The sequence below is a fragment of the Nonomuraea sp. NPDC050022 genome, from assembly GCF_044460705.1.
GTDB lineage: Bacteria > Actinomycetota > Actinomycetes > Streptosporangiales > Streptosporangiaceae > Nonomuraea.
On the sequence record NZ_JBITKE010000017.1, the window covers coordinates 188,753 to 213,808 of the forward strand.

Genomic DNA, 25,056 nt, shown 5'->3' on the forward strand with positions numbered 1-25,056 from the left:
CTATGCGAACACCTTCTGAACGTGATGGAGGCCGCGGACCAAGGCGTCGATCTCGTCCGTGGTGTTGTACAGATAGAACGACGCCCTGGTGGTCGCCGGTATTCCGAAGCGCAGGTGGAGCGGTCGCGCGCAGTGGTGGCCGACCCGCACCGCGATGCCGAACTCGTCGTCGAGCAGCTGCCCGACGTCATGCGGGTGGATGCCCTCAAGGGTGAACGACAGGGTGGCGCCCCGCTGGTCGAGCGAGTCGGGCCCGATCAGGCGCAGCGTGGGGACCTGGCGCAGCGCGTCGAGCGCGTAGGCCGTCAGGCCGCGCTCGTGCGCCTCGATGGCCTCCATGCCGACACCGGTCAGGTAGTCGACGGCCGCGCCGAGGCCGATGGCCTCGACGATCGGCGGCGTGCCCGCCTCGAACTTGTGCGGAACCGGCGCGTACGTCGAGTGGTCCATCCAGACGGCCTCGATCATCTCGCCGCCGCCCATGAACGGGGGCATGGCCTCGAGCAGTTCGGCCCGGCCCCAGAGGACACCGATGCCCGAGGGGCCGACCATCTTGTGGCCGGTGAAGGCCACGAAGTCGGCGCCCAGCGCGACCATGTCGACGGCGTGGTGCGGGACCGACTGGGAGGCGTCGAGCATCACCAGCGCGCCCACCTCGCGGGCCCGGCGCAGCACGTCGGCGACGGGGTTGATGGTGCCGAGCACGTTGGACTGGTGCGCGATCGACACGATCTTCGTGCGCTCGGTGATCAGTCCTGAAATATCCGAAATATCGAGGCGGCCGTCGTCCGTGACGCCGAACCACTTCAGGGTCGCCCCCGTACGCTGCACCAGGAACTGCCACGGCACGATGTTGGAGTGGTGCTCCATCTCGGAGATCACCACCTCGTCGCCGGGGCCGAGAGTGAAGCGGGGGTCGGTGTTGCCCGGGTTGCCGAAGGAGTAGGCGACCAGGTTGAGCGCCTCGGAGGCGTTCTTGGTGAAGATCACCTCGTCGCGCGACGGGGCGCCGATGAAACCGGCCACCTTGTCGCGCGCGCTCTCGAAGGCCTCGGTCGACTCCGCGCCGAGCGCGTGCATGGCCCGCCCGACGTTGCTGTAGTGCATCGCCAGGTGCTCACGGACGGTCTCGACGACCGCGGTGGGCTTCTGTGAGGAGTTGCCCGAGTCGAGGTAGACGAGCGGACGCCCGCCGGGCAGCTCGCGGGAGAGAACCGGGAAGTCCTTCCTGATCCTCTCCACGTCCAAGCTGGTGGAAGTCATGCAAGCGCCTTCGTGTACTGCTCGTAGCCTTCGGCCTCGAGCTTGTCGGCCAGCTCCGGCCCGCCCTCCTCCACGATCTTGCCGCCGGCGAAGACGTGGACGAAGTCGGGCTTCACGTACCGCAGGATGCGGGTGTAGTGCGTGATCAACAGGACGCCCGTGTCGCCCGCGGCGCGGAAGCGGTTGATGCCCTCCGACACCACGCGCAGCGCGTCGACGTCGAGGCCGGAGTCGGTCTCGTCGAGCACCGCGATCTTCGGCTGGAGCAGCTCCAGCTGGAGGATCTCGTGGCGCTTCTTCTCGCCGCCGGAGAAGCCCTCGTTGAGGTTACGCTGGGCGAACTCGGCGTCGATGGCCAGCGCGTCCATGCCGGTCTTGAGGTCCTTGGCGAACTGGCGCAGCTTGGGCGCCTCGCCGCGGACCGCGGTGACCGCGGAGCGCAGGAAGTTGGAGACCGACACGCCGGGCACCTCGACCGGGTACTGCATGGCGAGGAACAGGCCGGCGCGGGCCCGCTCGTCGACGGTCAGCTCCAGCAGGTCGACGCCGTCGAGCAGCACCTGGCCGCCGGTGATGGTGTATTTCGGGTGACCGGCGATGGCGTAGGCGAGCGTGGACTTGCCCGAGCCGTTCGGCCCCATGATGGCGTGGGTCTTGCCCGACTGCACGGTGAGGTTGACGCCGCGCAGGATTTCCTTGTCCTCGACGGCGACCTTCAGGTCACGGATCTCAAGGGTGGACATGTGTTTATGACTCCTTCGAGAGCGAGACGAGGACGTCGTCGCCGTCGATCTGGACTGTGTAGACGTTCACGGGTCTGGTGGCGGGCGGGCCGGTGGGCTTGCCCGAGCGGATGTCGAAGCACGAGCCGTGCAGCCAGCACTCGAGCGTGCCGTCGTAGACCTCTCCCTCGCTGAGCTTCACCTCGGCGTGGGAGCAGACGTCGTGCAGGGCGAACACCTCGCCGCCCTTGCGGACGAGCGCGACCGGGGTCTCCCCGACCTCGAGGCCGAGTACGCCCCCGTCGGGGATGTCCTCGACCTTGCACACCTTCTCAAAAGTCATCGGGCGAGCTCCGCCTCCACCGCGTTCATGACGCGGTCACGGATCTCCGCCACCTGGATCTTCTCGATGAGCTGGCCGAGGAAGCCCCGGATGACCAGGCGACGGGCCTCGTCGAAGGGGATGCCGCGGGCCTGCAGGTAGAAGATGTGCTCGTCGTCGAGGCGCCCGGAGGCGCTGGCGTGGCCGGCGCCGGCCACCTCGCCGGTGAGGATCTCCAGGTTGGGCACCGAGTCGGCGCGGGCGCCGTCGGTGAGGATCAGGTTGCGGTTGAGCTCGTAGGTGTCGGTGCCCTCGGCCTCGACCCTGATGATCACGTCGCCGATCCACACGGCGTGCGCGTCCTCACCCTGCAGGGCGCCGCGGTAGTCGACGTTGCTCTTGCAGTGGGGCTGCGAGTGGTCGACCAGGAGGCGGTGCTCCAGGTGCTGGCCCGCGTCGACGAAGTAGACGCCGGACAGGTCGGCGTCGCCGCCGGGGCCGGTGTAGGACACGCTCGGCGACAGGCGCACCAGGTCGCCGCCCAGGGTCACCGCGAAGCCCCTGAAGGTGGCGTCCTTGGCGAGCTGGGCGTGGTGGTGGGAGACGTGTACGGCGTCGTCGTCCCAGTCCTGCAGGCTGACGACCTTGAGCGTGGCGCCGTCGCCGACGACGAACTCGATGTTGTCGGCGTAGACCGCGCTGCCCTGGTGCTCGATGACGACCACGGCCTCGGCCAGCGGCTCGACCACGACCACGATGTGGCCGTAGGTGGCCCCGTCGTTGCCGCCGCCGCGCACCTCGATGCGGATGTGCTCGGCGGGCACGGCCTCCTTGGGCACGGTCACGACCAGCGCCTTCTCGAAGGCGTTGTAGGCCTGCGCGCTGACGCGGTCGGCCGGCACGTACGCCTTGCCGATGCGCGCGTCCTCACGCCCGACCCACTCGGCGGTGACGCCCGCCGGGGTGTAGGCCTGGGTGAGCACCCGGCCGGTGATCTCCGCCTTGCCGCTGTGCAGGCCCTTCAGGCGCGACAGCGGCGTGAAGCGCCACGCCTCTTCGCGCCCGGTCGGGACCTCGAAGTCGTCCAGGTCGTAGGACGCCTTCTCGTGCAGGGTCGACAAGGGCTTCTCGGTCAGGCCCATCAGCCGACGGCTCCTTCCATCTGCAGCTCGATGAGGCGGTTGAGCTCAAGGGCGTACTCCATGGGGAGCTCGCGGGCGATCGGCTCGACGAAGCCGCGCACGATCATCGCCATCGCCTCGTCCTCGTTGAGACCGCGGCTCATGAGGTAGAACAGCTGGTCCTCGCTCACCTTGGAGACCGTGGCCTCGTGACCCATCGAGACGTCGTCCTCGCGGACGTCGACGTAGGGGTAGGTGTCGGAGCGGCTGATCTGGTCGACCAGGAGCGCGTCGCACTTGACCGTGCTGGCGCTGCCGTGGGCGCCCTCCTCGATCTGCACGAGACCGCGGTAGGAGGTGCGGCCGCCGCCGCGCGCCACCGACTTGGAGATCACGGTGGAGCTGGTGTGCGGAGCCAGGTGCACCATCTTGGACCCGGCGTCCTGGTGCTGGCCCTCGCCCGCGAAGGCGACGCTCAGCGTCTCGCCCTTGGCGTGCTCGCCCATCAGGTAGACGGCCGGGTACTTCATGGTGACCTTGGAGCCGATGTTGCCGTCGATCCACTCCATGGTCGCGCCCTCGTAGGCGACGGCGCGCTTGGTGACCAGGTTGTAGACGTTGTTGGACCAGTTTTGAATGGTCGTGTAACGGCAGCGGGCGTTCTTCTTCACGACGATCTCGACGACCGCGGAGTGCAGCGAGTCGGAGGAGTAGATCGGCGCGGTGCAGCCCTCGACGTAGTGGACGTAGCTGCCCTCGTCGACGATGATCAGGGTCCGCTCGAACTGGCCCATGTTCTCGGTGTTGATCCGGAAGTAGGCCTGCAGCGGGATCTCGACCTCGACGTTCGGCGGCACGTAGATGAACGAGCCACCGGACCACACGGAGCTGTTGAGGGCGGCGAACTTGTTGTCGCCCACCGGGATGACCGAGCCGAAGTATTCCTTGAAGAGCTCCTCGTGCTCCCTCAGGCCCGTGTCGGTGTCGACGAAGATGACGCCCTTCTCCTCGAGGTCCTCACGGATCTTGTGATAGACGACCTCGGATTCGTACTGGGCGGCGACACCGGCGATGAGGCGCTGCTTCTCCGCCTCGGGGATGCCGAGCTTGTCGTAGGTGTTCTTGATGTCGTCGGGCAGCTCGTCCCAGGAAGCGGCCTGCTTCTCGGTCGAGCGCACGAAGTATTTGATGTTGTCGAAGTCGATGCCCGTGAGGTCGGAGCCCCAGGTGGGCAGGGGCTTCTTGCCGAACAGGCGGAGGCCCTTCAGGCGAAGGTCGAGCATCCACTCCGGCTCGTTCTTGAGCGCGGAGATGTTGCGGACGACCTCCTCGGACAGACCGCGCTTGGCAACCGCGCCTGCGGCATCCGAGTCGGACCAGCCGAACTTGTAATTCCCGAGGCCTTCCAGCTCCGGGCGGTCGGTGACAGTCACCTTCCGGTCTCCTTGCTTTTGTCGCTATGGGTGGCCCTGCTCGTCGCAAGACCCAGCGCGTGCGGGCTCACATGTGTGGTGCAGACCCCGTCGCCGTGCGCGATCGTGGCCAGGCGCTGCACGGGGGTGCCGAGCAGCTGCGCGAACGCCTCGGTCTCGGCCTCACACAGCTGCGGGAACTCCGCGGCCACGTGCGCCACCGGGCAGTGGTGCTGGCAGAGCTGGTCGCCGCCCAGATTGGCCTTGGTGGCCGAGGCGGCGTATCCATCCGCCGACAGCGCCTGCGCCAGCACTTGTACGCGCTGGTCGGCCGGCACCGTCCGCATGACCGGCTCCAGGCGCCGCAGCAGGCTGGACACCTGCGAACGGGCGAAGTCGGTCACGGCTTCCTCACCCACGCGCTCGGCCAGGAAACGCAGCGCGCTGCCGGCCAGGTCGTCGTAGGCGTGCTCGAAAGCACTGCGCCCCGCGTCGGTGATGGCGAACAGCTTGGCCGGCCGCCCTCTCCCGCGCTGTCCGTGCGGACGCACGGTGCGAGGCTCGATCATCCCGTCGGCCAGCAACGCGTCGAGGTGACGACGGACGGCGGCGGGCGTGAGCCCGAGCCGCTCGCCCAGCGCGGCAGCCGCGACGGGACCGTGCTCAAGGATCAGCCGAGCCACACGGGCGCGGGTGCCGCGCTCGTGTCCGGGCTCGATCGACGTGGGCACGTTTTTCACAACATCAGTGTGCCGTAATTCCTTCCCAGTTCACAAATGGATCCAGGAAGACGGGGAATGGAATTTCTCACGCAGGGTAGGCTTACCTAACTCTGCCGATGACCAGGAACGACACGGCCGAGCAGGCGATGAGCCCCAGCATCACCGACGCCATCGGCACCGCCGTACCCGCTCCCACCAGCCCGACCAGCGGCGCGGCCAGGGCGCCCAGCGCGAACTGGAGCACGCCGAGCAGGGCGGAGGCGCTGCCCGCGATCTGCTGCGGCTGGCTGGCCAGCGCCAGCGCGCCGGTGCCGGGAAGCACCAGGCCCTGGCCGCACATGATGACGAACAGCCCGGCGACGATGCCCGCCAGCCCCATGCCGATCATGGCCGCGGCCAGCAGCAGCGCCGCGCCGGTCAGGCCCACGCACAGGCCGATGGCCACCAGCCGGGCCGGCGGCACCCGCCCCGAGAGCCGCCCGCCGACCTGGGCCATGACAGTCAGGCCGAGCGCGTTGAGCCCGAAGATGAGCGAATACTGCTGCGGTGTGGCGTGGTAGACCTCCTGCAGCACGAACGGTGAGCCGGAGATGTAGCCGAACATGGCGGCGAAGGCCAGCCCGGCGGTCAGCGCGCCGCCCATGAACGAACGGTCGCGCAGCAGCTGCCAGAAGGTGCGCACGGTGTGACCGAGCCCGCCGCTCTCCCGCTCGTACGCGGGCAGCGTCTCACGCACCCCGCCGAGCACGGCCATGAGCAGCACGATCCCGGCCAGGCTCAGCGCGACGAACACCCCGCGCCAGGAGGTGAAGGCGAGCAGCTGCGCGCCCGCGATCGGGGCCAGGATCGGCGCGAGGCCGCTGACGAGCATGAGGGTGGCGAAGATGCGCGCGATGGCGGCGCCGTCGTAAAGGTCGCGGACGACGGCCCGGACGATGACCAGGGCCGCGCCGCCGAGAATGCCCTGCAGCAGACGGAACACGATGAGCACCGGCACCGAGGGGGCGAAGGCGCACAGCAGCGAGGCGAGGGTGTAGCCGGCCACGCCCACGATCAGCGGCAGCCGGCGGCCGCGTACGTCGCTCACCGGCCCGGCGACCACCTGGCCGACGGAGACGCCGATGAGGCAGGCGGTCAGTGTCAGCTGTACCTGGGCGGGCGTGCTGACCAGCTCGCCGGTGATGGCGGGCAGCGCGGGCAGGTACATGTCGATCGAGAGCGGGCCGATGGCCGAGAGCGCTCCGAGAATGATTAACAGCAGTCCGCGGCGGTTCCCCTTGACGACAGGTGACGTGAGTGGCGTGGCTTGTGCCACGGACATGCGTGAACCCCTCTCCCTCGCAGGCGTGTGGCCCACGAGGGCCGAGGGATGAAACCAAGATCCGGTCTACCTAATTCCCGGTTATGGGATATTTAGCTGACTTCGTGGAGCTGGATCACGGACAGTGCCGCGCCCTGCGGGTCGGTGAGCATGGCGAAGCGCCCGGGAGGCGCGTCCATGGCCCCGACGAGGATCGTGGCGCCCGCGCGCTCGGCGGCGGCGACGGTGGCGTCGAGGTCGTCGACGGCGAAGTACGTCATCCAGTGGGACGGCGTCTGCGGCGGATAGTTCGGCGACAGCTCGATCATGCCGGCGATGCTCGCGTCCCCGAGGTGCCACTCGGTGTACTTGACGCCGTCCATCTCCTGGTGGTGCGGGGTCCAGCCGAAGACGACCGGGTAGAACCGCTCCGCGCTGGCGACGTCGCGGGTGACGAGCTCGTTCCAGCAGAAGGAGACCGGCTCGTTGACCAGCTCGGCGCCGTTGTGGCGGCCGGCCTGCCAGGCCGACACGAACGACCCGTCGGGCGCCTGGAAGACGGCCATGGTGCCTTCCTCGAACACCTGCATGGGCTCCACGACGACGGTCCCGCCCGCGTTCTTGACCCGGTCGGCGGTGGCGGCGGCGTCTTCTATGGCGATATAGGTGTTCCAGGTCGAGGGCATGCCTTCCCCCATGACGGGGCCCACTCCGGCGACCTTCTCGCCGTCGTAGGTGAACTGGCCGTAGCCCCCGGCCGCCGGGTCGTCGATCATCTCGGCCTGCCAGCCGAAGACGTCGTCGTAGAAGCGGACGGACGCCTCGACGTCGGTGCTCGACAGATCCACCCAGCACGGAACACCGGGCTCATAGCCACTACGCTGTGACATGGAAACCTCCTGTGATGTGGACGTCACTCTCAGACTTTCACTCCTGGTGGGGACTTTCCGGGAAACGACCGGGTCAACGGCTGTCCATATCCGGCCACGCGATTGACCACGCGATCGGCCTTGTGCGGGCCGGGCAGGGTTGCCAGGCGGACCGCCGCGGACAGTCCCTAAACTCGTGGCCATGGAATCCCCAGCCGTCGAGCTCATCGACCTGGTCAAGCGTTACGGCGGCGCCACGGCGGTCGACGGCCTGACGCTGCGCGCCGAGCGGGGCGCGGTCACCGCCGTGCTCGGCCCCAACGGCGCCGGCAAGACCTCCACGGTCGAGATCTGCGAGGGGTTCCGCGAGGCCGACTCCGGCACCGTACGCGTGCTGGGCCTGCCGCCCGACCAGCCCAAGCTGCGGCCCCGGGTGGGTGTGATGCTCCAGGCGGGCGGCGTGCCGCCCGCGGTGCGCTGCGGCGAGTGGCTGCGCCTGGTCTCGCGCTTCTACGCCCACCCGCTCGACGCCGGCGCCCTTCTGGTACGGCTCGGACTGGCCGAGCACGCCCGCACCCCTTACCGCCGCCTGTCGGGCGGCCAGCAGCAACGGCTCTCCCTGGCCGCGGCGGTGATCGGCCGGCCGGAGCTGGTGTTCCTCGACGAGCCGACGGCCGGGCTCGACCCGCAGGCCAGGCACGCCTGCTGGGACCTGGTGGGCGAGCTGCGGGCCGCGGGGGTCTCCGTGGTGCTCACCACCCACCACATGGACGAGGCCGAACGGCTGGCCGACCACGTGGTGATCATCGACCGGGGCCGGGTGGTGGCCGAGGGCAGCCCGGCCTCGCTGACCGGGGCCGAGCGGCAGCTGCGCTTCCGTGCCCGGCCGGGGCTCTCGCTGGACGAGCTGCTCCACGCGTTGCCGGGTGGCAGCGCGGCCAAGGAGTCGCCCGCCGGCCACTACATCATCGAGGGCCAGGTGGGCCCGGCGCTGCTGGCGACCGTGACGACCTGGTGCGCCGCCGAGGGCGTCATGGCCGACGACCTGAGCATCGAGCGCCGCACGCTCGAAGACGTCTTCCTGGAGCTGACCGGCAGGGAGCTGCGATGACCACGCTCGACTTCACCCCCGCCCCGGCTGCGGCGCCGTTCGCCCGCATGGTGCTGGCGCAGGCGGCGGCCGAGACGCGCGCGACGCTGCGCAACGGCGAGCAGCTGCTGCTGACGCTGATCATCCCGGTGCTGCTGCTCGTCGGGTTCTCGCTGGCTCCGCTGATCGACGTCGGCGGAGGGCGGCGGATCGACTTCCTCGCGCCGGGCGTGCTCGCGCTGGCGATCATGTCGACGGCGTTCACCGGTCAGGCGATCGCGACGGGTTTCGAGCGCCGCTACGGCGTGCTGAAGCGGCTCGGCGCGACTCCCCTGTCCAGGGCCGGGCTGCTGCTGGCCAAGACGGTGGCGGTGCTCGCGGTCGAAGGCGTCCAGGTCGTGGTGATCGTGGCGGTCGCGCTGGCGCTCGGCTGGCGGCCCCAGGGCTCGCCGGTGGGCGCGCTGCTGCTCGTGCTGCTGGGGACGGCGGCGTTCAGCGGGCTGGGGCTGCTCATGGCGGGCGTGCTGCGGGCCGAGGCGACGCTGGCCGCGGCCAACCTCGTCTACCTGGTGCTGCTCGGGGCGGGCGGGGTGATCTTCCCGCTGGCGAAGTTCCCCGCCGGGATGCGGCCGACCTTGGAGGTGCTGCCGATCTCGGCGCTGACCGGCGGGCTGCGTTCCGTGCTCGCCGGGGGCGCGGCCGTGCCGCTGGGGGCGCTGGGGGTGCTGGCCGCTTGGGCGGTGCTGTCGCTGGGCATCGCCGCGCGCACGTTCCGCTGGGAGTGAGCGTGGGAGTGAGCGGGGCCTGAGCTGGGCGGGCCCGCGCCGGACGAGCGGGGTTCAGCTGGGATGTCAGGCCCGGCCGGTGACGCCGTAGCGGTGGCGGCCGATGACGGCGACCACGGTGAGCGGCACCGCCACGGCCGCCGAGACGCCGAACAGCAGCGCGTACCTGCCGTCCTGGGCGGCCGGGCCGCCCGCCCACGACGACACCGCACTGCCGACGAACAGCGCCGCGGCGAAGAAGGCCACGCTGGTCCCCCTGGCGTTGGGCGCGACCGTGGTGATCCAGGTCTGCAGCGAGGAGTGCATGAACGACCACCCGACGCCCAGCAGCAGCGCGGTGACGCCGACGGTCGCCAGGCTGACGTGGACGGCCACGAGTGCGTACCCGGCGCAGAGGTGCGCTCCACCGACGGCGATGAGCACGGGCGGGGACCATGTCCGCGACAGGCGTTTGACCAGTCTGGTGAAGACCCACAGGCCCACGCCGTAGGTGGCGGTGGCCAGACCGGCGACCGCCGCCCTGACCCCGTCGTGCTCCAGGGCCGTGGCGAGGAAGGCCATCGTGCCGAGCAGCACCGCGCCCTCCACGAAGGCCAGCCCGAACACCAGCAGGGCCCACGGCTCGCGCAGCACCGCGCCCACGTGCCTGCCCAGCCCGCCGATCTCGGCCCGGGGCGGCTCGGGCAGGGAGCGCAGCGCGAGCGCGCAGGCCAGCGCGCAGGCCGCGGGCACGGTGAACGCCACGTGCCAGTCCACCAGGTCGGCGAGCACGCCGCCGAGACCGGTGGCCATGGCGATGCCCAGGGCTCCCGCGCCCATCAGGTCCGACAGGGCGCGCTGCCGTACGACGGGCGCGACCGTGTCACCGACGTACGTGAGCGAGGTGGGGATCACCGCGCCGAAGCAGGCGCCGGCCACGATCCTCGACACCACCAGCGCGCCCAGCACCGGCATCAGCGCGGAGGCCACCCCGGCCAGCGCGGCGCCGAACATCGCCGCCCGCATCACCCGCACCCGGCCGAACCGGTCGGAGAGCACGCCCCACAGCGGCTGGGTCAGGCCGTAGGCCAGGTAGTAGCCGCTGGCGACCGCGACCGCCGCCGACAGCGGGACGCCGAGGTCGGCGGCGATCAGGACGAGCATGGGGTTGACGGCGAACCGGTCGAAGCTGCTGACGAAGGTGGCCACGGACAGCACGAGCGGGGGACGGACGAGGGAGGCCGGGGGTGCGGTCATGGCTCCATGGTCAATTGTCGGCTTCAACGGTTAAGTGCGTATAGGTACCACCCTAGTGGGGGAATGTCCGCCCAGCTCGGTACCGTTCTACCCGCCGTCCCGCTACTGAGCCCGTCATGCCTACTGAGGAGTGCCGTGAGCGCCTTCGCCCTGGATGATCCCTTCGACCGGGGATCCGGCCTGCCCAGACCCGGCAGTGTGCTGCGCGGCGCCGCCGACTCCATCCCGCCTTCCGGGCTGGTGCTGCTGGCGATCTTCTCCGTACAGCTGGGGGCGGGCTTCGCCAAGGAGCTGTTCGCGGCGCTGCCGCCGAGCGCGGTGGTGTTCCTGCGCATCGCCGCGGGCGCGTTGATCATGGGCGCGGTGGCCAGGCCCAAGCTGAAGGGCATGTCGTGGCGTGACCTGGGAGTCGGGCTCACCTTCGGCGTGACGCTGGCGCTGATGAACCTGTCGTTCTACGAGGCGATAGCGCGGCTGCCCCTGGGGATCGCGGTGGCGATCGAGTTCCTCGGGCCGCTGGGCGTGGCGGTGGCGGCCTCCAGGCGGCGGCTCGACCTGGTGTGGATCGGCCTGGCGGCGGCGGGCGTGGCGCTGCTCGCGCCCTGGGGCCAGTCGGCGTCGGTGAGCTGGGCCGGCATCGGGTTCGCGCTGGGGGCCGGAGTGTTCTGGGCGGCCTACATCCTGCTGTCGGCCTCGGTGGGGCGGCGCTTCTCCGGCACCACCGGGCTGTCGGTCGCGATGATCGTGTCGGCCGTGGTGGTCGCGCCAGTGGGCATCGCGTCGGGCGGCGGTGACCTGCTCCAGCCGCACCTGCTGCTGATCGGGCTGGGAGTGGGGCTGCTGTCGTCGGTGATCCCGTACTCGCTGGAGCTGCAGGCGCTGCGGCGGATGCCGAAGCACGTGTTCGGCATCCTGATGAGCCTGGAGCCCGCGGCGGCCGCGCTGGTCGGCGTGCTGGTGCTCAGCGAGATGCTGCACGCGCAGCAGTGGGCGGCGATCATCTGCATCGTGGCCGCGAGCCTGGGCACGACCCGCGCGACGAAGACGAAGTAGCCTCCCCGGACGTGATCAGTGCGGGCCGGTCCGAATGCCGCGGACGTGATCAGTGCGGGCCGGCCCGGACAAGTGATCAGTGTGGGTCGGCCCAGATGCCGCGGACGTGCTGGATGTGCTCGGACATGATGTGGCGGGCCGCCTCGGTGTCACCGGCCTTGAGCGCGTCGAGCAACGCCACGTGCTCGCGGGCCGAGTCCGACAGCGTGCCGCGCTCCGACAGCTGCGACAGGCCGTAGAGCCGGGCCCGGTTGCGCAGGTCCTTGACCACCTCGACCAGGTGGGCGTTGCCCGACAGCGTCAGCAGTTCCACGTGGAAGCGTAGGTCGGCGTCCACGTACGCGAGCAGGTCACCCCGCTCGGCGGCGGCCACGATCTCCTCGGCGACGGGTCGCAGCCGCTCGAAGTCGGCCGCGCGCGAGCTGTCGGCCAGCCGGGTCACGGTGGGCACCTCGATGAGCTGCCGGATCTCGGTCAGCTCGTCGAGATCGCGGTCAGACAGCTCGGTGACCCGGAAGCCCTTGTTGCGCACCGCCTCGACCAGTCCCTCCTTGGCCAGGTCGAGCATGGCCTCACGGACCGGCGTCGCGGAGACGCCGAACTGCGCGGCCAGCACCGGCGCGGAGTAGACCACCCCCGGGCGCATCTCACCCGTGATCAACGCGGCGCGGAGCGCGTGCGCGACCTGCTCGCGCAAGCTCTGCCGCTCGCCCACCATCGGCAGGTCGAGCCGGTCCTCGGCAGCCATCCCGCCATCCCTTCGCTCAGTACACGCCCGCTGATCACCCCCCGCTGGGGGTACCCCGCTAAACCCACGCCTCGTACGCGGCGGCGGCGACCACCAGGTCCTCCCACGCCATCCCGGTGCTCTTGAACACGCGGGGACCGGAGCCCGCAGGAACCCGGCCGGCGATCAGGTCGGCGAGGTTCCCGGCGAGATGACCGGTGGTGATCGTACCTTGGCGCACCGGGATGACCACATCCCCCGCTTCGGCCAGTGCCGCCGACCTGGCCTCGACGACGACCGTGGCGCGGGCGACGAGGTCCCCGGCCAGCTCACGGGCCTCCGGTTCGTGCGATCCGACCGCGACCACCGTGGCGTCGTCGCGGACCAGCTCACCGGGAAAGAGCGGCTCCCTGGCCGTGGTGCAGCAGGCGATCAGATCCGCCTCCGCCACAGCGCTCAGGTCCGGAGCCTGGCCGTGCACCGCGCGGGCCGACAGGCCGAGGTCGCGGCAGCGGGCGGCCAGGCTCTCGGCACGTTCGGGGTCGCGGCCGACGACCGTGACCCGTTCGACCGGCCGGACCGCACCCAGCGCGAGAATGTGCCCCCACGCCTGCGGGCCCGTACCGAACACCACCAGGTTACGGGCGTCCGGCCCGGCCAGATGCTTGACGGCGAGCGCCGAGACCGCCGGGGTGCGCAGCGAGGTGAGCGTGATGCCGTCCATGGCGGCCAGCGGGCTCAGGGTGTCGCCGTCGAGCAGCAGGTACGTCCCCTGGATGCGGGGCAGCCCGCGCTCGGCGTTGCCCGGCGCGATGGTGACGGCCTTCACGCCCGCGTACCGTCCCGCGGCGGCGGGCATCAGCAGGAGCTGCCCGGCGGGCAGCTCGACGATGGGCCGCAGCGGCGTCTCCTCCGGATCGAGCCCGTCTCGCAGGGCCTCTTCCAGGATGCGTACGGCCCGCGCCACGGGCACCAGCCGCTCGATGGTGGCGGCGTCGAGGTAGGGCAGCGCGTTCACCGCAGCACGAACCCGGTGCCGAGGGGGTCTTCCGGATCGAGCTCGAAGGTGTGCCGGCCGGTGCGGTAGGCCATGCCCTCGATCTCGGCGACGACGCCCTGGTCGGTCACCTTACCCACGGTGGCGACGAACGTGCCGCCCGCGATGCCGGTGTGGATCAGCGGACCCTGGTGACCGTCGTCGTAGAGCAGGGCGAGCCGGGCGGCCGTGCCGGACCCGCACGGCGAGCGGTCCACCTCGCCGTCGGCGAACACGGTCACGTTGCGCTGGTGCGGTCCGTCGCCCGGGACGTCCTCGTAGAAGATCACCCCATAGACGCCGGACAGCCGCTCGTCCGACGGGTGCCGCGTGGCCGGGTGGCCCGCCAGGGCGGCCTTGATCCGGCGGCCGTGACCGACGAACTCCGTCAGGCTCCCGGCCTCGACGGACAGGCCGACCGCCGATGCGGGCAGGGTGGCGTAGATGGCTCCGCCGTAGGCGAGGTCGACCTCGACCCCGGCGACGGGGAGGGCGCGCGCGATGGCGTACGACGGGACGTTGACGAAGGTCACCGACTCGACGCGGTCCCGTGAGCCGCGTACGCGGGCCGTGACGCGGCCCGAGGGCACGTCGACGACCACGTCCGTCTCGCCGCCGGGGTCCGCCTCGACCAGGCCCTCGCGGACGGCGTGCACGCCGAGCGCGATCGTGCCGTGGCCGCAGGCGGTGGAATAGCCGTCCTTGTGCCAGAACAGCGCGCCGAAGTGGGCGCCGGGGTCGTCGGGCGGGACCAGGAAGCAGCCGTACATGTCGGCGTGGCCGCGCGGCTCGTGGCAGAGCAGCCGCCGCACCCGCTCGGCCGGGCCGTCAGGTGCGGCGGCCCGGCGTTCGAGGACGGTGGCGCCCGGGATGTCCGGTGCGCCACCGGTGACGATCCTGAACGGCTCGCCGGCGGTGTGGTAGTCGACGGTGGTGACGCTCACAGCTCGAATCCCTCGGGGAACGGGTCGCGCGGGTCGAGGAAGTATTGGGCGGTGCCGGTGACCCAGGCGCGCCCGGTGATGGCCGGCACGACCGCGGGCCGTCCGCCGACGGTGGTCTCCCCCAGCAACCGGCCGATGAAACGGGTGCCGATGAACGACTCGTTGACGAACTCCCCGCTACCCGGCCCCTCGCTCACGGCCAGCTGGCCACGGGCGTGCAGCTGGGCCATCCGGGCGCTGGTGCCGGTGCCGCACGGCGAGCGGTCGAACCAGCCCGGGTAGATGGCCATCGCGTGCCGCGAGTGGTGGGCGTCCGAGCCCGGCGCGGCGAAGTAGACGTGGTGGCAGCCCCGGATGCGGTCGTCCTCGGGGTGCACGGGCTCGTCGGCCGCGTCGATCGCCGCCATCGTGGCCAGCCCGGCGGCCAGGATCTCGTTCTTGGCCTTGCGGTCGAAGGGCAGGCCGTAGTCGTCGAGGTCGACGATCGCGTAGAAGTTGCCCCCGTACGCCAGGTCGTAGCGGATGTCGCCGAAGCCGGGCACCGTGACGACGGCGTCGAGCCGGTCGCTGTAGGCGGGCACGTTGCGCAGCGTCACCGACATGGCCATGCCGTCCTTGACGGCCACGTCCACCTCGACGAGCCCGGCGGGCACCTCCAGGCGCACGGTGGTGACCGGCTCGACCACCTCCACCATGCCGGTCTCCACCAGCACGGTCGCCACGCCGATGGTGCCGTGACCGCACATCGGCAGCAGCCCGGACACCTCGATGAACAGCACGCCCCAGTCGGCGTCGGGCCGGGTGGGCGGCTGCAGGATGGCGCCGCTCATGGCGGCGTGGCCGCGCGGCTCGTTCATCAGCAGCCTGCGGATGTGGTCGAGATGGTCGCGGAAGTAGACGCGCCGCTCGGCCATGCTCGCGCCGGGGATCACGCCCACGCCGCCGGTGATCACGCGGGTGGGCATGCCCTCCGTGTGCGAGTCGACCGCGTGGAAGACCCGCTTCGTCCTCATCGCATGCCCTCCGCGAGTGCCTTCTCCGTCGCGCCGCGCACGGCCGCCTCCTGCGTCTCGGTCAGCGGCACGCGCGGCAGGCGGCAGGGCCCGCCGTGACGGCCCGCGATGTCCATCGACAGCTTGATGGCCTGCACGAACTCCGTCTTGGAGTCCCAGCGCAGCAGCGGGTGGAGCGTACGGTACAGGGGCAGCGCGGTCTCGAGGTCACCGGCCAGCGCGGCCTGGTAGAGGGCGACGCTGGAGGCGGGCAGCGCGTTGGGGTAGCCGGCGACCCAGCCGACGGCCCCGGCGATCGCCAGTTCCAGCAGCACGTCGTCGGACCCGATCAGCACGTCGAGGCCGGGGGCCAGCTCGCCGAGCTCGTAGGAGCGGCGCGGGTCGCCGCTGAACTCCTTCACGGCCACGATCAGGCCCTCGCCGTGCAGGGTGGCCAGCAGCGCGGGCGTCAGGTCTACCTTGGTGTCGTACGGGTTGTTGTAGGCCACGATCGGCACCCCGGCCTTGGCCACCTCGCGGTAGTGCGCGATCACGGAGCGCTCGTCGGCCCGGTAGGCGTTGGGCGGCAGCAGCAGCACCGAGCCGCAGCCGGCCGCGGCGGCGCGCTCGGCCCACAGCCGCGACTCCGCCGCGCCGTACGCGCCGACGCCCGCCATCACGTTCGCCCCGCCGACGGCCTCGACGGCCGTCTCGATGACCTTGGCCCGCTCCTCGGCGGTGAGCGTCTGGTACTCGCCCAGCGACCCGTTGGGGACCACCCCGTCGCAGCCGTTCTCGACCAGCCAGCGGCAGTGCTCCGCATAGCCGTCGAAGTCGACGGACAGGTCCTCACGCAGAGGGAGAGCCGTGGCCACCATGACACCGTGCCAGGATTTAATGCGATTTGTCATTAAAGAGTCCTCCAAATCAGGGTTTATCGAGCTCGGCGAGAGCGCCGAGAGAGATGGGTTGCGCGATGGGGCGGCGAGGGGGCCTGGGCGACTCCCCGGCCAGGCAGGCGACCGCGTAGCCGCAGACGCGGCCCTGGCACCAGCCCATTCCTGGCCTGGCCAGCAGCTTGACCGAGCGCGCGTCGGTGGCGCCGAGCTCCAGCGCCGCGCGTACGCGGGCGACCGGCACCTCCTCGCACCGGCACACCAGCGTGTCGTCGCGCAGCCAGCCCTGCCAGCCCGGTTTGACCGGATACGCGTGATGCAGCGCCTCGCCGAACGCGCGCATCCGCCGGCGCCGTCTGGCCAGCACGCCGGGCACCGGCTCACCGGCCACGGCCAGGCCGGCGATGCGGCCCTCCAGCTCGGCCAGGTAACGCCCGCCCACGCCGACCGGCTCGCCGGCCGCCCAGACGCCGTCCGCCGTGGTGCGCTGGCGGCCGTCCACCGCGATTACGGGCATGCCGTCCGCGTCCTGGCGGGTCTCACAGCCGAGCTCGACGCCGAGCTCGATCTGGGGGACGAAGCCGTAGCCGACGGCCAGCGTGTCACAGGGCAGCTCGCGGGTGGCGAGCACGTTCCAGTCGGCGTCGAGCCGCGCGACGGTGACCGCCTCCAGCTCGCGCTCGCCGTGGGCGGCGATCACCGCCTGGTGCGTCCGGTACGGCACGCGGTGCCGGGCCATGGCCAGCCCGTAGCCCGCCGCCTCCCCCGCTTTGCCCGCGGCCAGCAGCGGATGCCGGGCCAGGCCCAGGCCGCCGTTGGCCTCGAACACGCCCAGCACCTCGGCCCCCGCCCCCGCCAGGCCGGTGGCCACGGGCAGCAGGAACGGCCCGGTGCCGGCGACGACCACCCGGCCGCCCGCGACGACGCCGTTGCCCTTGAGCAGCGCCTGGGCGCCGCCCGCCGTCAGGACGCCGGGCAGGTCCCAGCCGGGGAACGGCAGCGGCCGGTCGTGGGCGCCGGTGGCGATCAGGAGGTCGCGGCAGCGGATCGCCACCGCGCGGCCGTCCGGGGTCCGGCAGTGGACGGTCAGCCGGTCGCCGTCCCGCGTCACGGTCCACACCTGGTGCCCGAGCAGGACCTGGGCCCGTTCGTCGAGCGCGCGGGCCTGCCTCAGGAACCGCTCCAGACCCGGTGTGCCGCCGCGCGCGGCTCCGGCGGGGTGACGGAAGTACTGGCCGCCGAGGCGGGCACCCGAGTCGACGAGGACCACGCTCAGGCCGCGCAGCGCCGCCGTCAGGGCCCCCGCCACTCCGGCGGGCCCACCACCGATAACGGCGAGATCGCAGCTCACACGCACGTAGTCGTCCCGAACGCGGTCGTCGCGAACCCCGCCGCCACGAACCCCGTCGCCACGAACACTGTCGTCCCGAACGCGGTCGTCGCGGACGCCGTCGTCGGGGCTGCGGTCGTGGGGCGCGCCCACACGGTCATCGGTCGGGCTCATGCGGTCGTCACCTCGTCTCCGGGCCGGGCCTCCAGCAGGCAGGCGCGTTCTGGTGGGCGGCCGTTCACCGTGATCAGGCAGTCGAAGCAGACGCCGATGCCGCAGAACAGGCCGCGCGGCCGCCCGCCGAAGCGGGTGGTCCGCCAGGCGCGGACCCCGGCGGCGTGCAGAGCCGCGCCGATCGTCTGCCCCGGCTCGACCGGCACGGCCCGGCCGTCGATCGTGATCTGGAAGGTCACGCGGACTCCTCGGTCGTACGGGAGGACCCGGCGGACGTCTCGGTCGGGGACCCGCCCTGGGTCTCGGTCGGGGACCCGCCCTGGGTCGCGGCCGGGGATCCGGACGAGGTCGCGAAGCGGTCCGGGCGGAAGGGGGTCAGGTCGAGTTCGGGGCGGGCGCCGGTCAGCAGCTGGGACAGCAGGAGCCCGGTCGCGGGCGCGAGCCCGATCCCGGCCCCTTCGTGCCCGCACGCGTGATACAAGCCAGGCGCGCGCGGATCCGGACCGATCACCGGCAGGTGGTCCGGACAGTACGGCCGGAACCCGCAGTACGACCTGATCACCCGCACCTCCCGCAACGCCGGGAACAGGGCGACGGCCTGAGCCGCCAGCCGGGCCAGCACCCGGGGCGAGGTCGTACGGTCGAAACCCACCCGCTCCCGGCTGGCCCCGATGAGCACGGTCCCCGCCGGGGTGCCCTCGACGACGGCCGAGGTCTCCAGGTCGGCGGAGTCGCTGGCCACGTTGGTGACGTAGGCGGCGGTGTAGACCTTGTGCCGGATCAGCGGCTCGCGCAGCGGCTCCGTGACGAGGATGAACCCGCGCCTGGGCAGGACCGGCAGCGCCACGCCCGCGAGCCCGGCGATCTCGCCACCCCACGTGCCGGCCGCGTTGACCACCGCGCCGCCGAGGATGTCGCCCTGGTCAGTGCGTACGCCCGTCACCCGTTCCCCGGACCGCGTGAACCCGCTCACGGTGACGCCGGTGCGCAGGTGGAGCGTGCCGTGGCCGTAGCTCTCCGCGCCGTGCCTGAGCAACTGCGCGGCGGCCAGCATGGGCTGCACCTGGGCGTCCTGCGGATAGTGAACGCCGCCCGCGAGCCCGTCGGCCAGGTGCGGCTCGTAGTCGCGCAGCCCGGCGGCGGGCACGGCGGTGTACTCGACGCCCTGCTTGCCCGCCAGCCCGACCAGCTGCCGCTGGACCTCGTCGGTCTCGGCGACGACCAGGCCGCCCTTGGGCTCGTACTCGAACCCGCCCAGCGCGGCCAGCTCCCCCCACAGGCGGTTGGACAGCAGCGCGAGGTCCAGCTCCGGCCCCGGCTCCTTGTCCGAGACCAGCACGTTGCCCTCGCCCGCGCCCGTCGTGCCGCCGGCCACGGGGCCACGGTCCACCACGGTCACGTCCAGCCCGGCCCGTGCGGCGTAATAGGCGCACGCGGCGCCCACCACTCCGGCGCCGATGACGATCACATCCGACATCCTCACCTCCCATCTGTAATATGTCACATACCCATGCTGCTTGAGAAGCACGTTCCCGGGTTAAGGACCGGACAACCAGGCCCTTACCATCGATGACGTGAAGTTCGCCGACGTGAAACTACCCACGGACCACCCCAATGCCCTGGTCCGGCGCCTGTTCTCCTTCTGGGCACCGACCGCCGAGTCGATGCGGGGCTGGGCACTGGCGTCCGTGGTGGTCAACGCGGGCATCACCGTGACGGGCGCGGCCGTGCGGCTCACCGGCTCCGGGCTCGGCTGCCCGACCTGGCCGAGGTGCACGCCCGACAGCTTCGTTCCCGTCGCGCATCCCGAGATCTCGCCCGTCACCATGGCCGTCGAGTTCGGCAACCGGCTGCTGACGTTCCTGGTGCTGGCGGTGGGGTTCGCCTGCGTGGTGTCGGCGATGCGGCTGGCCCCGCGGCGCCGTCCGCTGCTGTGGCTGGCCCTGCTGCAGCCCGCGGGCATCGTCTTCCAGGCGCTGTGGGGCGGGCTGGTGGTCAGGAGCCTGCTCAACCCGTTCACGGTCAGCGTGCACTTCCTGGTCTCCATCGCGCTGATCGCCGCCTGCTGGACGCTCTACGCGCGAGCCGGCGAAGGCGACGGCCCGGCCCGCCGGGTGACGCACCGCGACATCCGGCGCCTCGGGTTCGTGCTGGTCGCGGCGGTGGCGGTGCTGCTCCTGGCCGGGGTGCTGGTGACCGGCACGGGGCCGCATTCCGGCGACGCGGTGGCCTCCCGCTTCGATCTCGACATCGAGAGCGTGGTGCGCCTGCACTCCGACATCGTCTACATCGTGCTGGGGCTGTCGTTCGCGCTGCTGTTCGCGCTGCACGTGACCGACTCGCCCAGGGCGGCCCGCCGGGCGGCGCTGGCCCTGCTCGTGGTAGAGCTGGCCCAGGGCGTGATCGGCTACATCCAGTACTTCCTGGCGGTGCCCGCGCTCCTGGTGGGCCTGCACGTGCTCGGCTCGACCCTGGTCTGGATCGCCACGCTCAGGGTGGTCACCTCACTGCGCGCCCGCGACCAGCTGACGGCCCCCGCCACCCCCTCCCCCGCCGAAGCGCCGGCCAGAGTCTGAGCCTCTGAACCCCTCCCGCGCCGAAACGCGGGCCAGGGCATGACCCCCTCCCCCACCGAAACGCCGGCCACGATCTGAGCCGTTGAGCCCCTCCCCCACTGAAACCCCAGCCGGTTTTTGAGCCGTTGTGTCAAGGTGTGAGGGACTACCTCCCTCTTCCTTGTGAGGTCCCTGAGTGGCTTTGGCCCGTCCCGCTCGGAAGACCCTGCGACGCCTGTACCAAGGACTGGTGCTCCTCAGCGTGCTCGTCCTGGCGCCGATGACCTGGGCGTGGCTCGACAGCTCGGACCACCGCGAGGTGGCCGACACCGCCGGCTGGCTGGCGCGGGTGCCCACCTCGCAGGTGGCGCTCGTGCTCGGCGCGGGCCTGTACGCCGGCCGTCCCTCGTCCTTCCTGGCCCGAAGGCTCGACATCGGGGCCGAGCTCTACCACGCGGGCAAGGTCAAGGCGCTGCTGCTGTCGGGCGACAACAGTCGCAAGGAGTATGACGAGCCGTCGGCCATGCGCGACTATCTGCGGGCCAAGGGCGTGCCGGACGCGGTAATGGTGCTCGACTACGCCGGGTTCGACACCTGGGACTCGTGCGTGCGGGCCCGCAAGGTCTTCGGCGCCGAGCGGCTGACCGTGGTCACGCAGGTGTTCCACCTGCCGAGAGCGGTCACGCTCTGCCGTACGGCGGGACTGACGACCTTCGGCGTGGGCGACGACTCCGTCAAGCAGTGGGCCGCGACCACCTACGCCTCGGCCGCCCGCGAGGTGTTCGCCACCGGCAAGGCGTTCGCCGACGCGCTTGTGCTGCACTCCGACCCGGTCTATCCGGGCCCGCGGGAGACCTCGCTGCGCGCGATCCTGGCTCAGCCGGGCGCGTAGCCCGGTGGCGGGGTGCCTCGCGCCCCGGCCCCGAGGTGGGCGGGCACCGGGAAGCTCGCCTTGGCGGTGCTCATGCATTCGAGCAGGGCCCGCTGCTCCTCGTGGAAGGTCTGCTCGTCGATCATCCGCCGGGCCGCCCGCTCGTGCAGCAGGCCCAGCTCGGTCGCCGCGAGCTGGTAGTCGCTCATCGCGCGCAGCCCGCGCTTGCCGCCGTGGACCTTGGCCCACTGCCTGGCCTGCTGGCGCCGTGACAGGGCGGACAGCATGTGGATGTCAGCCCGGTTGACCAGCTTGGTCGGCTCGTACGGCGGCAGGTAGCGCTGGATCAGGGCGACGATGCGCCGCCGATCCCTGATCACCAGCAAGATCAGCACCACGAGCACGACCAGCAGCACCAGGTAGGCGATGACCAGGCCGGGGAAGCCGCCGTAGGAGCTCAGACCGTTCCAGAGGCCGTGCAGGAGCATCGCGCCGACCCAGCCGGCCAGGATGGAGAAGACCCGGTCCGACCCCTGACGCTGGGCGGCGTAGGCGACCGCGACGCCGATCATCGAGGTGAACAGCGGGTGCGCGAACGGCGACAGCACGCCGCGCAGCACCACCGTGACGGCCAGCCCGATGCCGCCCTGGTCGGAGTTGAGCGCGGCGATGTAGTAGCTGACGTTCTCGCTCATCGCGAAGCCGAGGCCGACCATGCTGGCGTAGATGATGCCGTCGGTCGGCCCGTCGAACTCGGCCCGGCGGAACCTGAGCAGCCCGAGCAGCACCAGCCCCTTCATCGTCTCCTCGACCACCGGGGCGCCGAAGGTGGCGGCGACGTTGCGCGCGCTGGCCGCGCTGAGGTTGGCCGCGTCGATGATGTAGTGCAGGTTGAGCGAGTTGATCACGCCCGCGACCAGCACCGCCACGCCCGCCCCCCAGGCGAAGGCGAAGATGAGGTTGCTGCGCGGCTCCGGCTCCATGCGATCCAGCGCCAGCACGGCGGCCAGCAGCAGCGGCACCGGCGCCAGCGCCAGGATCAGCGAGATGAAGAACTGCACGGGCGCGCCGTTGAGCACGTCGAAGGCGAAGGAGACGAGCGCGCACAGGCCGGTCACGATCAGCCCGATGATCAACGCGAACGACGGGCGGTCCTTCAACACCCAGCGTGGATCACGGGACGCCATACCGTGACTGTAACGGATCAAAAAGGCGCTGTCCTGCCCAGGTGGCGCGGTCCGTGCGGGTCCTCGCAATGCTCCGTCCGGCCCTTGAGACCGTGGTCCACCTGCAGCGTGGTGTGGCCGATCTCGAAGCGATCGTGCAGCAGGTCAGCCAGGCGGGTGCGGACCTGGTGGCAGTCGGACCCGCGGGCCACGATCACATGCGCCGACAGCGTCGGATAGCCACTGGTCACCGTCCAGACATGCAGGTCGTGCACCTCGACCACATCAGGGTCGCCGGCCAGGACCCCGCCGATCTCGTCGGGGTCGAGGTCGCTCGGCGCGGCCTGGAGCAGCACCCTGGACGAATCGCGCAGCAGCCCCCAGCCGGCCTTGAGCATGAGCGCGGCGACCACGAGGGCGGCGATCGCGTCGGCCTGCCGGAACCCGGTCAGCCACACCACCACGCCGGAGCTCGCGGTGGCGATGAAGGCGTACATGTCGTTGAGCACGTGCTGGAAGGCGCCCTCGACGTTGAGGCTGCGCCGGTCGGCCCTGGACAGCAGCCAGGCGGCCAGCGCGTTGACCACGATGCCGGCCACGGCCGTGACGGCCACGATGGGCCCGGAGACCTCAGGCGGCTCCAGCAGCCTGCGCACGCTCTCGTAACAGAAGTACGCCACGAGCAGCAGCAGGGTGATGCCGTTGAGCTGGGCCGAGAGGATCTCGGCGCGCTTCCAGCCGAAGGTGTAGGCGCCGCGGGCGGGCCGGGCGGCGAAGCGCATCGCGACCAGGGCCAGCGCGATCGCGCTGGCGTCGGTGAGCATGTGGGCGGCGTCGGAGATCAGCGCGATCGAGTTGGCGATCAGCCCGGCGACCACCTCGATCGCCATGTAGCCGACGATCAGCGCGAGCGCGCCGAACAGGTAGCGCTTGTCGGCGTCGGCCGAGTGGCCGTGCCCGTGGCCGTGGCCCATCAGCGCTCCTCCCTCATGTGCTCGCGGCTGAGGTCGAGCAGCATCCGTACGTGCGCGTCGGCCAGGCGGTAGTAGATCATGCGGCCCGCCCGGCGGCTGGCCACGATGCCCGCCGTACGCAGCAGACGCAGGGCGTGGGACACGGCCGTGTCGGTCACCTCGACGGCGTCGGCCAGGTCGCACACGCACAGCTCGCCCGCCTCCAGCAGGGCGTACAGCAGGCGGGCCCGCGTGGCGTCGCCCAGCAGGCGGAACAGGTCGGCGAGCCGGGTCGCCTCGTCCGGCGTCACCAGCCGGTCGCGGGTGGCCGCGACGCGCTCGGCGTCGGGCTCCTGAACGACACAGCCGTCGAGCGAAGCCACAACACCTGAAGAGCTGTTCATGTGTTCACCATAACGACAGGACGAAGCCCAGCGCAACGGGCGGTGGGCTCAGCTCAGCAGCGGATCGATGGCGACGGCGAGGAACAGCAGCGCCAGATAGGCGTTGGACCAGTGGAAGAAGCGCATCGGGCGCAGGTCGACACCGGTCTTGCCGGAGTTGAGGCGGGCCAGGAGGCGATGGACCTCCCACAGGCACATGGCGCCCAGGGCGGCGGCCGCGATCGGGTAGAACAGCGTGGTGTGCGCCACCGGCCACAGGGCCAGCGAGCAGAGCACGGTGGCCCAGGTGTAGGCGATCGACTCCAGGATCACCCGGCGCTCGGTGGCCACCACGGGCAGCATCGGCACCTTGGCCGCCGCGTAGTCCTCCTTGTAGCGCATGGCCAGCGTCCAGGTGTGCGGCGGCGTCCAGAAGAACACCACCCCGAACAGCGCCAGCGGCGCCCAGTCGAGCCGCCCGGTGATGCCCGCCCAGCCGATCAGCACCGGCATGCAGCCCGCGATGCCGCCCCAGACGATGTTCTGGGCGGTGCGCCGCTTGAGGATCATCGAGTAGACGATCACGTAGAACAGGATGGCTCCGGTGGAGAGCGCCGCCGCCAGCCAGTTGGTGGTCAGCCAGAGGCCGAACAAGGACAGCAGGCCGAGCACGATGCCGAAGACGAGCGCGCCGGTCGGCGAGACCTGGTGCCTGGCCAGCGGACGCCGCCTGGTGCGGCGCATCTTCTGGTCGATGTCGCGGTCCACGTAGCAGTTGAGCGCGTTGGCGCTGCCCGCGGACAGGGTGCCGAACACCATGACCGATATCGACGTCCACAGCGGCGGCAACCCGCCGGCCGCGAGGAACATCACGGGGAGAGTCGTGATCAGCAGGAGCTCGATGATCCGCGGCTTGGTCAGAGCGATGTAGGCCTTGACGAGCATGCCGATCGTCCTCGGCGGCTCGGCCGCGGGAGCGGGGGCCGTCGTCTGCCTGTTCGTCAGCACCGTCAAGGCGCTTCCAGCACGTGCGGAGTCAACGCGTAACCTCTGATTGGAGCGGAATCTCATGGACGGACGCCACGGCGTCCCTGTGATGACAACGAGAACAACCAAACTGTAGTAGCAGGGTCG

At 71.2% G+C, this 25,056-nt stretch carries 26 protein-coding genes; 5 read left to right on the top strand and 21 right to left on the bottom strand.

Annotation, left to right across the window (positions count from 1 at the left end):
- The 8 genes from ACIBO2_RS51215 to ACIBO2_RS51250 form a co-directional block, all read right to left on the bottom strand.
- Positions 1 to 1,263, bottom strand: a complete 1,263-nt coding sequence (locus ACIBO2_RS51215) for a cysteine desulfurase (RefSeq protein ID WP_358540536.1) — start codon at positions 1,261 to 1,263, stop codon at positions 1 to 3.
- A complete protein-coding gene (gene sufC / locus ACIBO2_RS51220; protein ID WP_358540534.1) occupies positions 1,260 to 2,006 on the bottom strand; it encodes a Fe-S cluster assembly ATPase SufC in 747 nt (248 codons plus the stop codon). The genes ACIBO2_RS51215 and sufC overlap by 4 nt, the downstream gene beginning before the upstream one ends.
- Positions 2,007 to 2,010: 4 nt before the next feature.
- Positions 2,011 to 2,328, bottom strand: a complete 318-nt coding sequence (locus ACIBO2_RS51225) for a non-heme iron oxygenase ferredoxin subunit (protein WP_358540532.1) — start codon at positions 2,326 to 2,328, stop codon at positions 2,011 to 2,013.
- Entirely contained in the window at positions 2,325 to 3,449 is a 1,125-nt protein-coding gene (gene sufD, locus ACIBO2_RS51230; RefSeq protein WP_357958451.1) for a Fe-S cluster assembly protein SufD, read from the bottom strand. The genes ACIBO2_RS51225 and sufD overlap by 4 nt, the downstream gene beginning before the upstream one ends.
- Positions 3,449 to 4,861 carry a Fe-S cluster assembly protein SufB gene (sufB, locus tag ACIBO2_RS51235; RefSeq protein ID WP_357958449.1) on the bottom strand — a complete coding sequence of 471 codons (1,413 nt, stop codon included), beginning with the start codon at positions 4,859 to 4,861 and terminating at the stop codon, positions 3,449 to 3,451. Before sufB ends, sufD begins: the two co-directional genes overlap by 1 nt.
- Positions 4,858 to 5,571 carry a metalloregulator ArsR/SmtB family transcription factor gene (locus ACIBO2_RS51240; RefSeq protein WP_225291448.1) on the bottom strand — a complete coding sequence of 238 codons (714 nt, stop codon included), beginning with the start codon at positions 5,569 to 5,571 and terminating at the stop codon, positions 4,858 to 4,860. Before ACIBO2_RS51240 ends, sufB begins: the two co-directional genes overlap by 4 nt.
- Positions 5,572 to 5,662: 91 nt before the next feature.
- Positions 5,663 to 6,883, bottom strand: coding sequence for a multidrug effflux MFS transporter (locus ACIBO2_RS51245; RefSeq protein WP_397304703.1), 1,221 nt, complete (start codon positions 6,881 to 6,883; stop codon positions 5,663 to 5,665).
- Between the two features lie 92 nt (positions 6,884 to 6,975).
- Positions 6,976 to 7,752 (bottom strand): VOC family protein, encoded by a 777-nt coding sequence (locus ACIBO2_RS51250; protein ID WP_397304704.1) that lies wholly within the window; start codon positions 7,750 to 7,752, stop codon positions 6,976 to 6,978.
- A 181-nt stretch (positions 7,753 to 7,933) separates the two neighbouring features.
- Between ACIBO2_RS51250 and ACIBO2_RS51255 the strand changes: the two genes are divergently transcribed.
- Together ACIBO2_RS51255 and ACIBO2_RS51260 are read left to right on the top strand one after the other, a co-directional pair.
- The gene (locus ACIBO2_RS51255; RefSeq protein WP_358540525.1) at positions 7,934 to 8,842 is read left to right on the top strand and encodes an ABC transporter ATP-binding protein; all 909 of its coding nucleotides are present in this window, start codon (positions 7,934 to 7,936) and stop codon (positions 8,840 to 8,842) included.
- Positions 8,839 to 9,606 (top strand): ABC transporter permease, encoded by a 768-nt coding sequence (locus ACIBO2_RS51260; RefSeq protein ID WP_397304705.1) that lies wholly within the window; start codon positions 8,839 to 8,841, stop codon positions 9,604 to 9,606. The genes ACIBO2_RS51255 and ACIBO2_RS51260 overlap by 4 nt, the downstream gene beginning before the upstream one ends.
- 66 nt (positions 9,607 to 9,672) lie before the next feature.
- Here ACIBO2_RS51260 and ACIBO2_RS51265 read toward each other — a convergent pair whose 3' ends face one another.
- Positions 9,673 to 10,842, bottom strand: a complete 1,170-nt coding sequence (locus ACIBO2_RS51265; protein ID WP_358540523.1) for an MFS transporter — start codon at positions 10,840 to 10,842, stop codon at positions 9,673 to 9,675.
- A 135-nt stretch (positions 10,843 to 10,977) separates the two neighbouring features.
- Between ACIBO2_RS51265 and ACIBO2_RS51270 the strand changes: the two genes are divergently transcribed.
- A complete protein-coding gene (locus tag ACIBO2_RS51270; protein WP_358540520.1) occupies positions 10,978 to 11,895 on the top strand; it encodes an EamA family transporter in 918 nt (305 codons plus the stop codon).
- 76 nt (positions 11,896 to 11,971) lie between these two features.
- On the opposite strand, the gene ACIBO2_RS51275 is transcribed toward ACIBO2_RS51270, so the two are convergent.
- The 8 genes from ACIBO2_RS51275 to ACIBO2_RS51310 are packed head-to-tail and all read right to left on the bottom strand — an operon-like array spanning position 11,972 to position 19,471.
- Positions 11,972 to 12,643 carry a GntR family transcriptional regulator gene (locus ACIBO2_RS51275; protein ID WP_225291377.1) on the bottom strand — a complete coding sequence of 224 codons (672 nt, stop codon included), beginning with the start codon at positions 12,641 to 12,643 and terminating at the stop codon, positions 11,972 to 11,974.
- 58 nt (positions 12,644 to 12,701) lie between these two features.
- Positions 12,702 to 13,640, bottom strand: coding sequence for an ornithine cyclodeaminase family protein (locus tag ACIBO2_RS51280; protein WP_358540518.1), 939 nt, complete (start codon positions 13,638 to 13,640; stop codon positions 12,702 to 12,704).
- Positions 13,637 to 14,602 carry a proline racemase family protein gene (locus ACIBO2_RS51285; protein ID WP_358540515.1) on the bottom strand — a complete coding sequence of 322 codons (966 nt, stop codon included), beginning with the start codon at positions 14,600 to 14,602 and terminating at the stop codon, positions 13,637 to 13,639. Before ACIBO2_RS51285 ends, ACIBO2_RS51280 begins: the two co-directional genes overlap by 4 nt.
- Positions 14,599 to 15,615, bottom strand: coding sequence for a proline racemase family protein (locus ACIBO2_RS51290; protein WP_358540512.1), 1,017 nt, complete (start codon positions 15,613 to 15,615; stop codon positions 14,599 to 14,601). Before ACIBO2_RS51290 ends, ACIBO2_RS51285 begins: the two co-directional genes overlap by 4 nt.
- Positions 15,612 to 16,505 (bottom strand): dihydrodipicolinate synthase family protein, encoded by an 894-nt coding sequence (locus ACIBO2_RS51295; protein ID WP_358540509.1) that lies wholly within the window; start codon positions 16,503 to 16,505, stop codon positions 15,612 to 15,614. Before ACIBO2_RS51295 ends, ACIBO2_RS51290 begins: the two co-directional genes overlap by 4 nt.
- Positions 16,506 to 16,521: 16 nt before the next feature.
- Positions 16,522 to 17,994, bottom strand: a complete 1,473-nt coding sequence (locus ACIBO2_RS51300; protein ID WP_397304706.1) for an NAD(P)/FAD-dependent oxidoreductase — start codon at positions 17,992 to 17,994, stop codon at positions 16,522 to 16,524.
- The gene (locus ACIBO2_RS51305; RefSeq protein WP_225291383.1) at positions 17,991 to 18,233 is read right to left on the bottom strand and encodes a (2Fe-2S)-binding protein; all 243 of its coding nucleotides are present in this window, start codon (positions 18,231 to 18,233) and stop codon (positions 17,991 to 17,993) included. Before ACIBO2_RS51305 ends, ACIBO2_RS51300 begins: the two co-directional genes overlap by 4 nt.
- Positions 18,230 to 19,471 (bottom strand): FAD-binding oxidoreductase, encoded by a 1,242-nt coding sequence (locus tag ACIBO2_RS51310; protein ID WP_358540504.1) that lies wholly within the window; start codon positions 19,469 to 19,471, stop codon positions 18,230 to 18,232. The genes ACIBO2_RS51305 and ACIBO2_RS51310 overlap by 4 nt, the downstream gene beginning before the upstream one ends.
- A 97-nt stretch (positions 19,472 to 19,568) precedes the next feature.
- Here ACIBO2_RS51310 and ACIBO2_RS51315 point away from each other — a divergent pair, with 97 nt between their 5' ends.
- Both ACIBO2_RS51315 and ACIBO2_RS51320 read left to right on the top strand, forming a co-directional pair.
- Complete coding sequence (locus ACIBO2_RS51315; RefSeq protein ID WP_358540501.1) at positions 19,569 to 20,570, top strand: COX15/CtaA family protein; 1,002 nt, start codon at positions 19,569 to 19,571, stop codon at positions 20,568 to 20,570.
- Between the two features lie 229 nt (positions 20,571 to 20,799).
- The gene (locus ACIBO2_RS51320; RefSeq protein WP_358540498.1) at positions 20,800 to 21,441 is read left to right on the top strand and encodes an ElyC/SanA/YdcF family protein; all 642 of its coding nucleotides are present in this window, start codon (positions 20,800 to 20,802) and stop codon (positions 21,439 to 21,441) included.
- On the opposite strand, the gene ACIBO2_RS51325 is transcribed toward ACIBO2_RS51320, so the two are convergent.
- From ACIBO2_RS51325 to ACIBO2_RS51340, 4 genes are read right to left on the bottom strand one after another with little or no spacing between them, the layout of a single operon-like run.
- A complete protein-coding gene (locus ACIBO2_RS51325; protein WP_397304707.1) occupies positions 21,426 to 22,607 on the bottom strand; it encodes a PrsW family intramembrane metalloprotease in 1,182 nt (393 codons plus the stop codon). The two genes, ACIBO2_RS51320 and ACIBO2_RS51325, sit on opposite strands and share 16 nt — an antisense overlap.
- Before the next feature lie 17 nt (positions 22,608 to 22,624).
- Positions 22,625 to 23,560 carry a cation diffusion facilitator family transporter gene (locus ACIBO2_RS51330; protein ID WP_397304708.1) on the bottom strand — a complete coding sequence of 312 codons (936 nt, stop codon included), beginning with the start codon at positions 23,558 to 23,560 and terminating at the stop codon, positions 22,625 to 22,627.
- Positions 23,560 to 23,943, bottom strand: a complete 384-nt coding sequence (locus ACIBO2_RS51335; protein ID WP_357958414.1) for a metalloregulator ArsR/SmtB family transcription factor — start codon at positions 23,941 to 23,943, stop codon at positions 23,560 to 23,562. Before ACIBO2_RS51335 ends, ACIBO2_RS51330 begins: the two co-directional genes overlap by 1 nt.
- Positions 23,944 to 23,991: 48 nt before the next feature.
- Positions 23,992 to 24,936: a heme o synthase gene (locus ACIBO2_RS51340; protein ID WP_358540489.1), complete on the bottom strand. Its 945-nt coding sequence runs from the start codon at positions 24,934 to 24,936 to the stop codon at positions 23,992 to 23,994.
- Positions 24,937 to 25,056: the final 120 nt, after the last annotated feature.

What these genes read in the sequence shown, in the direction of transcription:
- ACIBO2_RS51215 (WP_358540536.1), bottom strand. Translation starts at nt 1,263, where the DNA reads ATGACTTCCACCAGCTTGGACGTGGAGAGGATCAGGAAGGACTTCCCG.
- sufC (WP_358540534.1), bottom strand. Translation starts at nt 2,006, where the DNA reads ATGTCCACCCTTGAGATCCGTGACCTGAAGGTCGCCGTCGAGGACAAG.
- ACIBO2_RS51225 (WP_358540532.1), bottom strand. Translation starts at nt 2,328, where the DNA reads ATGACTTTTGAGAAGGTGTGCAAGGTCGAGGACATCCCCGACGGGGGC.
- sufD (WP_357958451.1), bottom strand. Translation starts at nt 3,449, where the DNA reads ATGGGCCTGACCGAGAAGCCCTTGTCGACCCTGCACGAGAAGGCGTCC.
- ACIBO2_RS51245 (WP_397304703.1), bottom strand. Translation starts at nt 6,883, where the DNA reads ATGTCCGTGGCACAAGCCACGCCACTCACGTCACCTGTCGTCAAGGGG.
- ACIBO2_RS51250 (WP_397304704.1), bottom strand. Translation starts at nt 7,752, where the DNA reads ATGTCACAGCGTAGTGGCTATGAGCCCGGTGTTCCGTGCTGGGTGGAT.
- ACIBO2_RS51255 (WP_358540525.1), top strand. Translation starts at nt 7,934, where the DNA reads ATGGAATCCCCAGCCGTCGAGCTCATCGACCTGGTCAAGCGTTACGGC.
- ACIBO2_RS51260 (WP_397304705.1), top strand. Translation starts at nt 8,839, where the DNA reads ATGACCACGCTCGACTTCACCCCCGCCCCGGCTGCGGCGCCGTTCGCC.
- ACIBO2_RS51265 (WP_358540523.1), bottom strand. Translation starts at nt 10,842, where the DNA reads ATGACCGCACCCCCGGCCTCCCTCGTCCGTCCCCCGCTCGTGCTGTCC.
- ACIBO2_RS51275 (WP_225291377.1), bottom strand. Translation starts at nt 12,643, where the DNA reads ATGGCTGCCGAGGACCGGCTCGACCTGCCGATGGTGGGCGAGCGGCAG.
- ACIBO2_RS51290 (WP_358540512.1), bottom strand. Translation starts at nt 15,615, where the DNA reads ATGAGGACGAAGCGGGTCTTCCACGCGGTCGACTCGCACACGGAGGGC.
- ACIBO2_RS51295 (WP_358540509.1), bottom strand. Translation starts at nt 16,505, where the DNA reads ATGACAAATCGCATTAAATCCTGGCACGGTGTCATGGTGGCCACGGCT.
- ACIBO2_RS51300 (WP_397304706.1), bottom strand. Translation starts at nt 17,994, where the DNA reads ATGAGCCCGACCGATGACCGTGTGGGCGCGCCCCACGACCGCAGCCCC.
- ACIBO2_RS51310 (WP_358540504.1), bottom strand. Translation starts at nt 19,471, where the DNA reads ATGTCGGATGTGATCGTCATCGGCGCCGGAGTGGTGGGCGCCGCGTGC.
- ACIBO2_RS51325 (WP_397304707.1), bottom strand. Translation starts at nt 22,607, where the DNA reads ATGGCGTCCCGTGATCCACGCTGGGTGTTGAAGGACCGCCCGTCGTTC.
- ACIBO2_RS51330 (WP_397304708.1), bottom strand. Translation starts at nt 23,560, where the DNA reads ATGGGCCACGGCCACGGGCACGGCCACTCGGCCGACGCCGACAAGCGC.
- ACIBO2_RS51335 (WP_357958414.1), bottom strand. Translation starts at nt 23,943, where the DNA reads ATGAACAGCTCTTCAGGTGTTGTGGCTTCGCTCGACGGCTGTGTCGTT.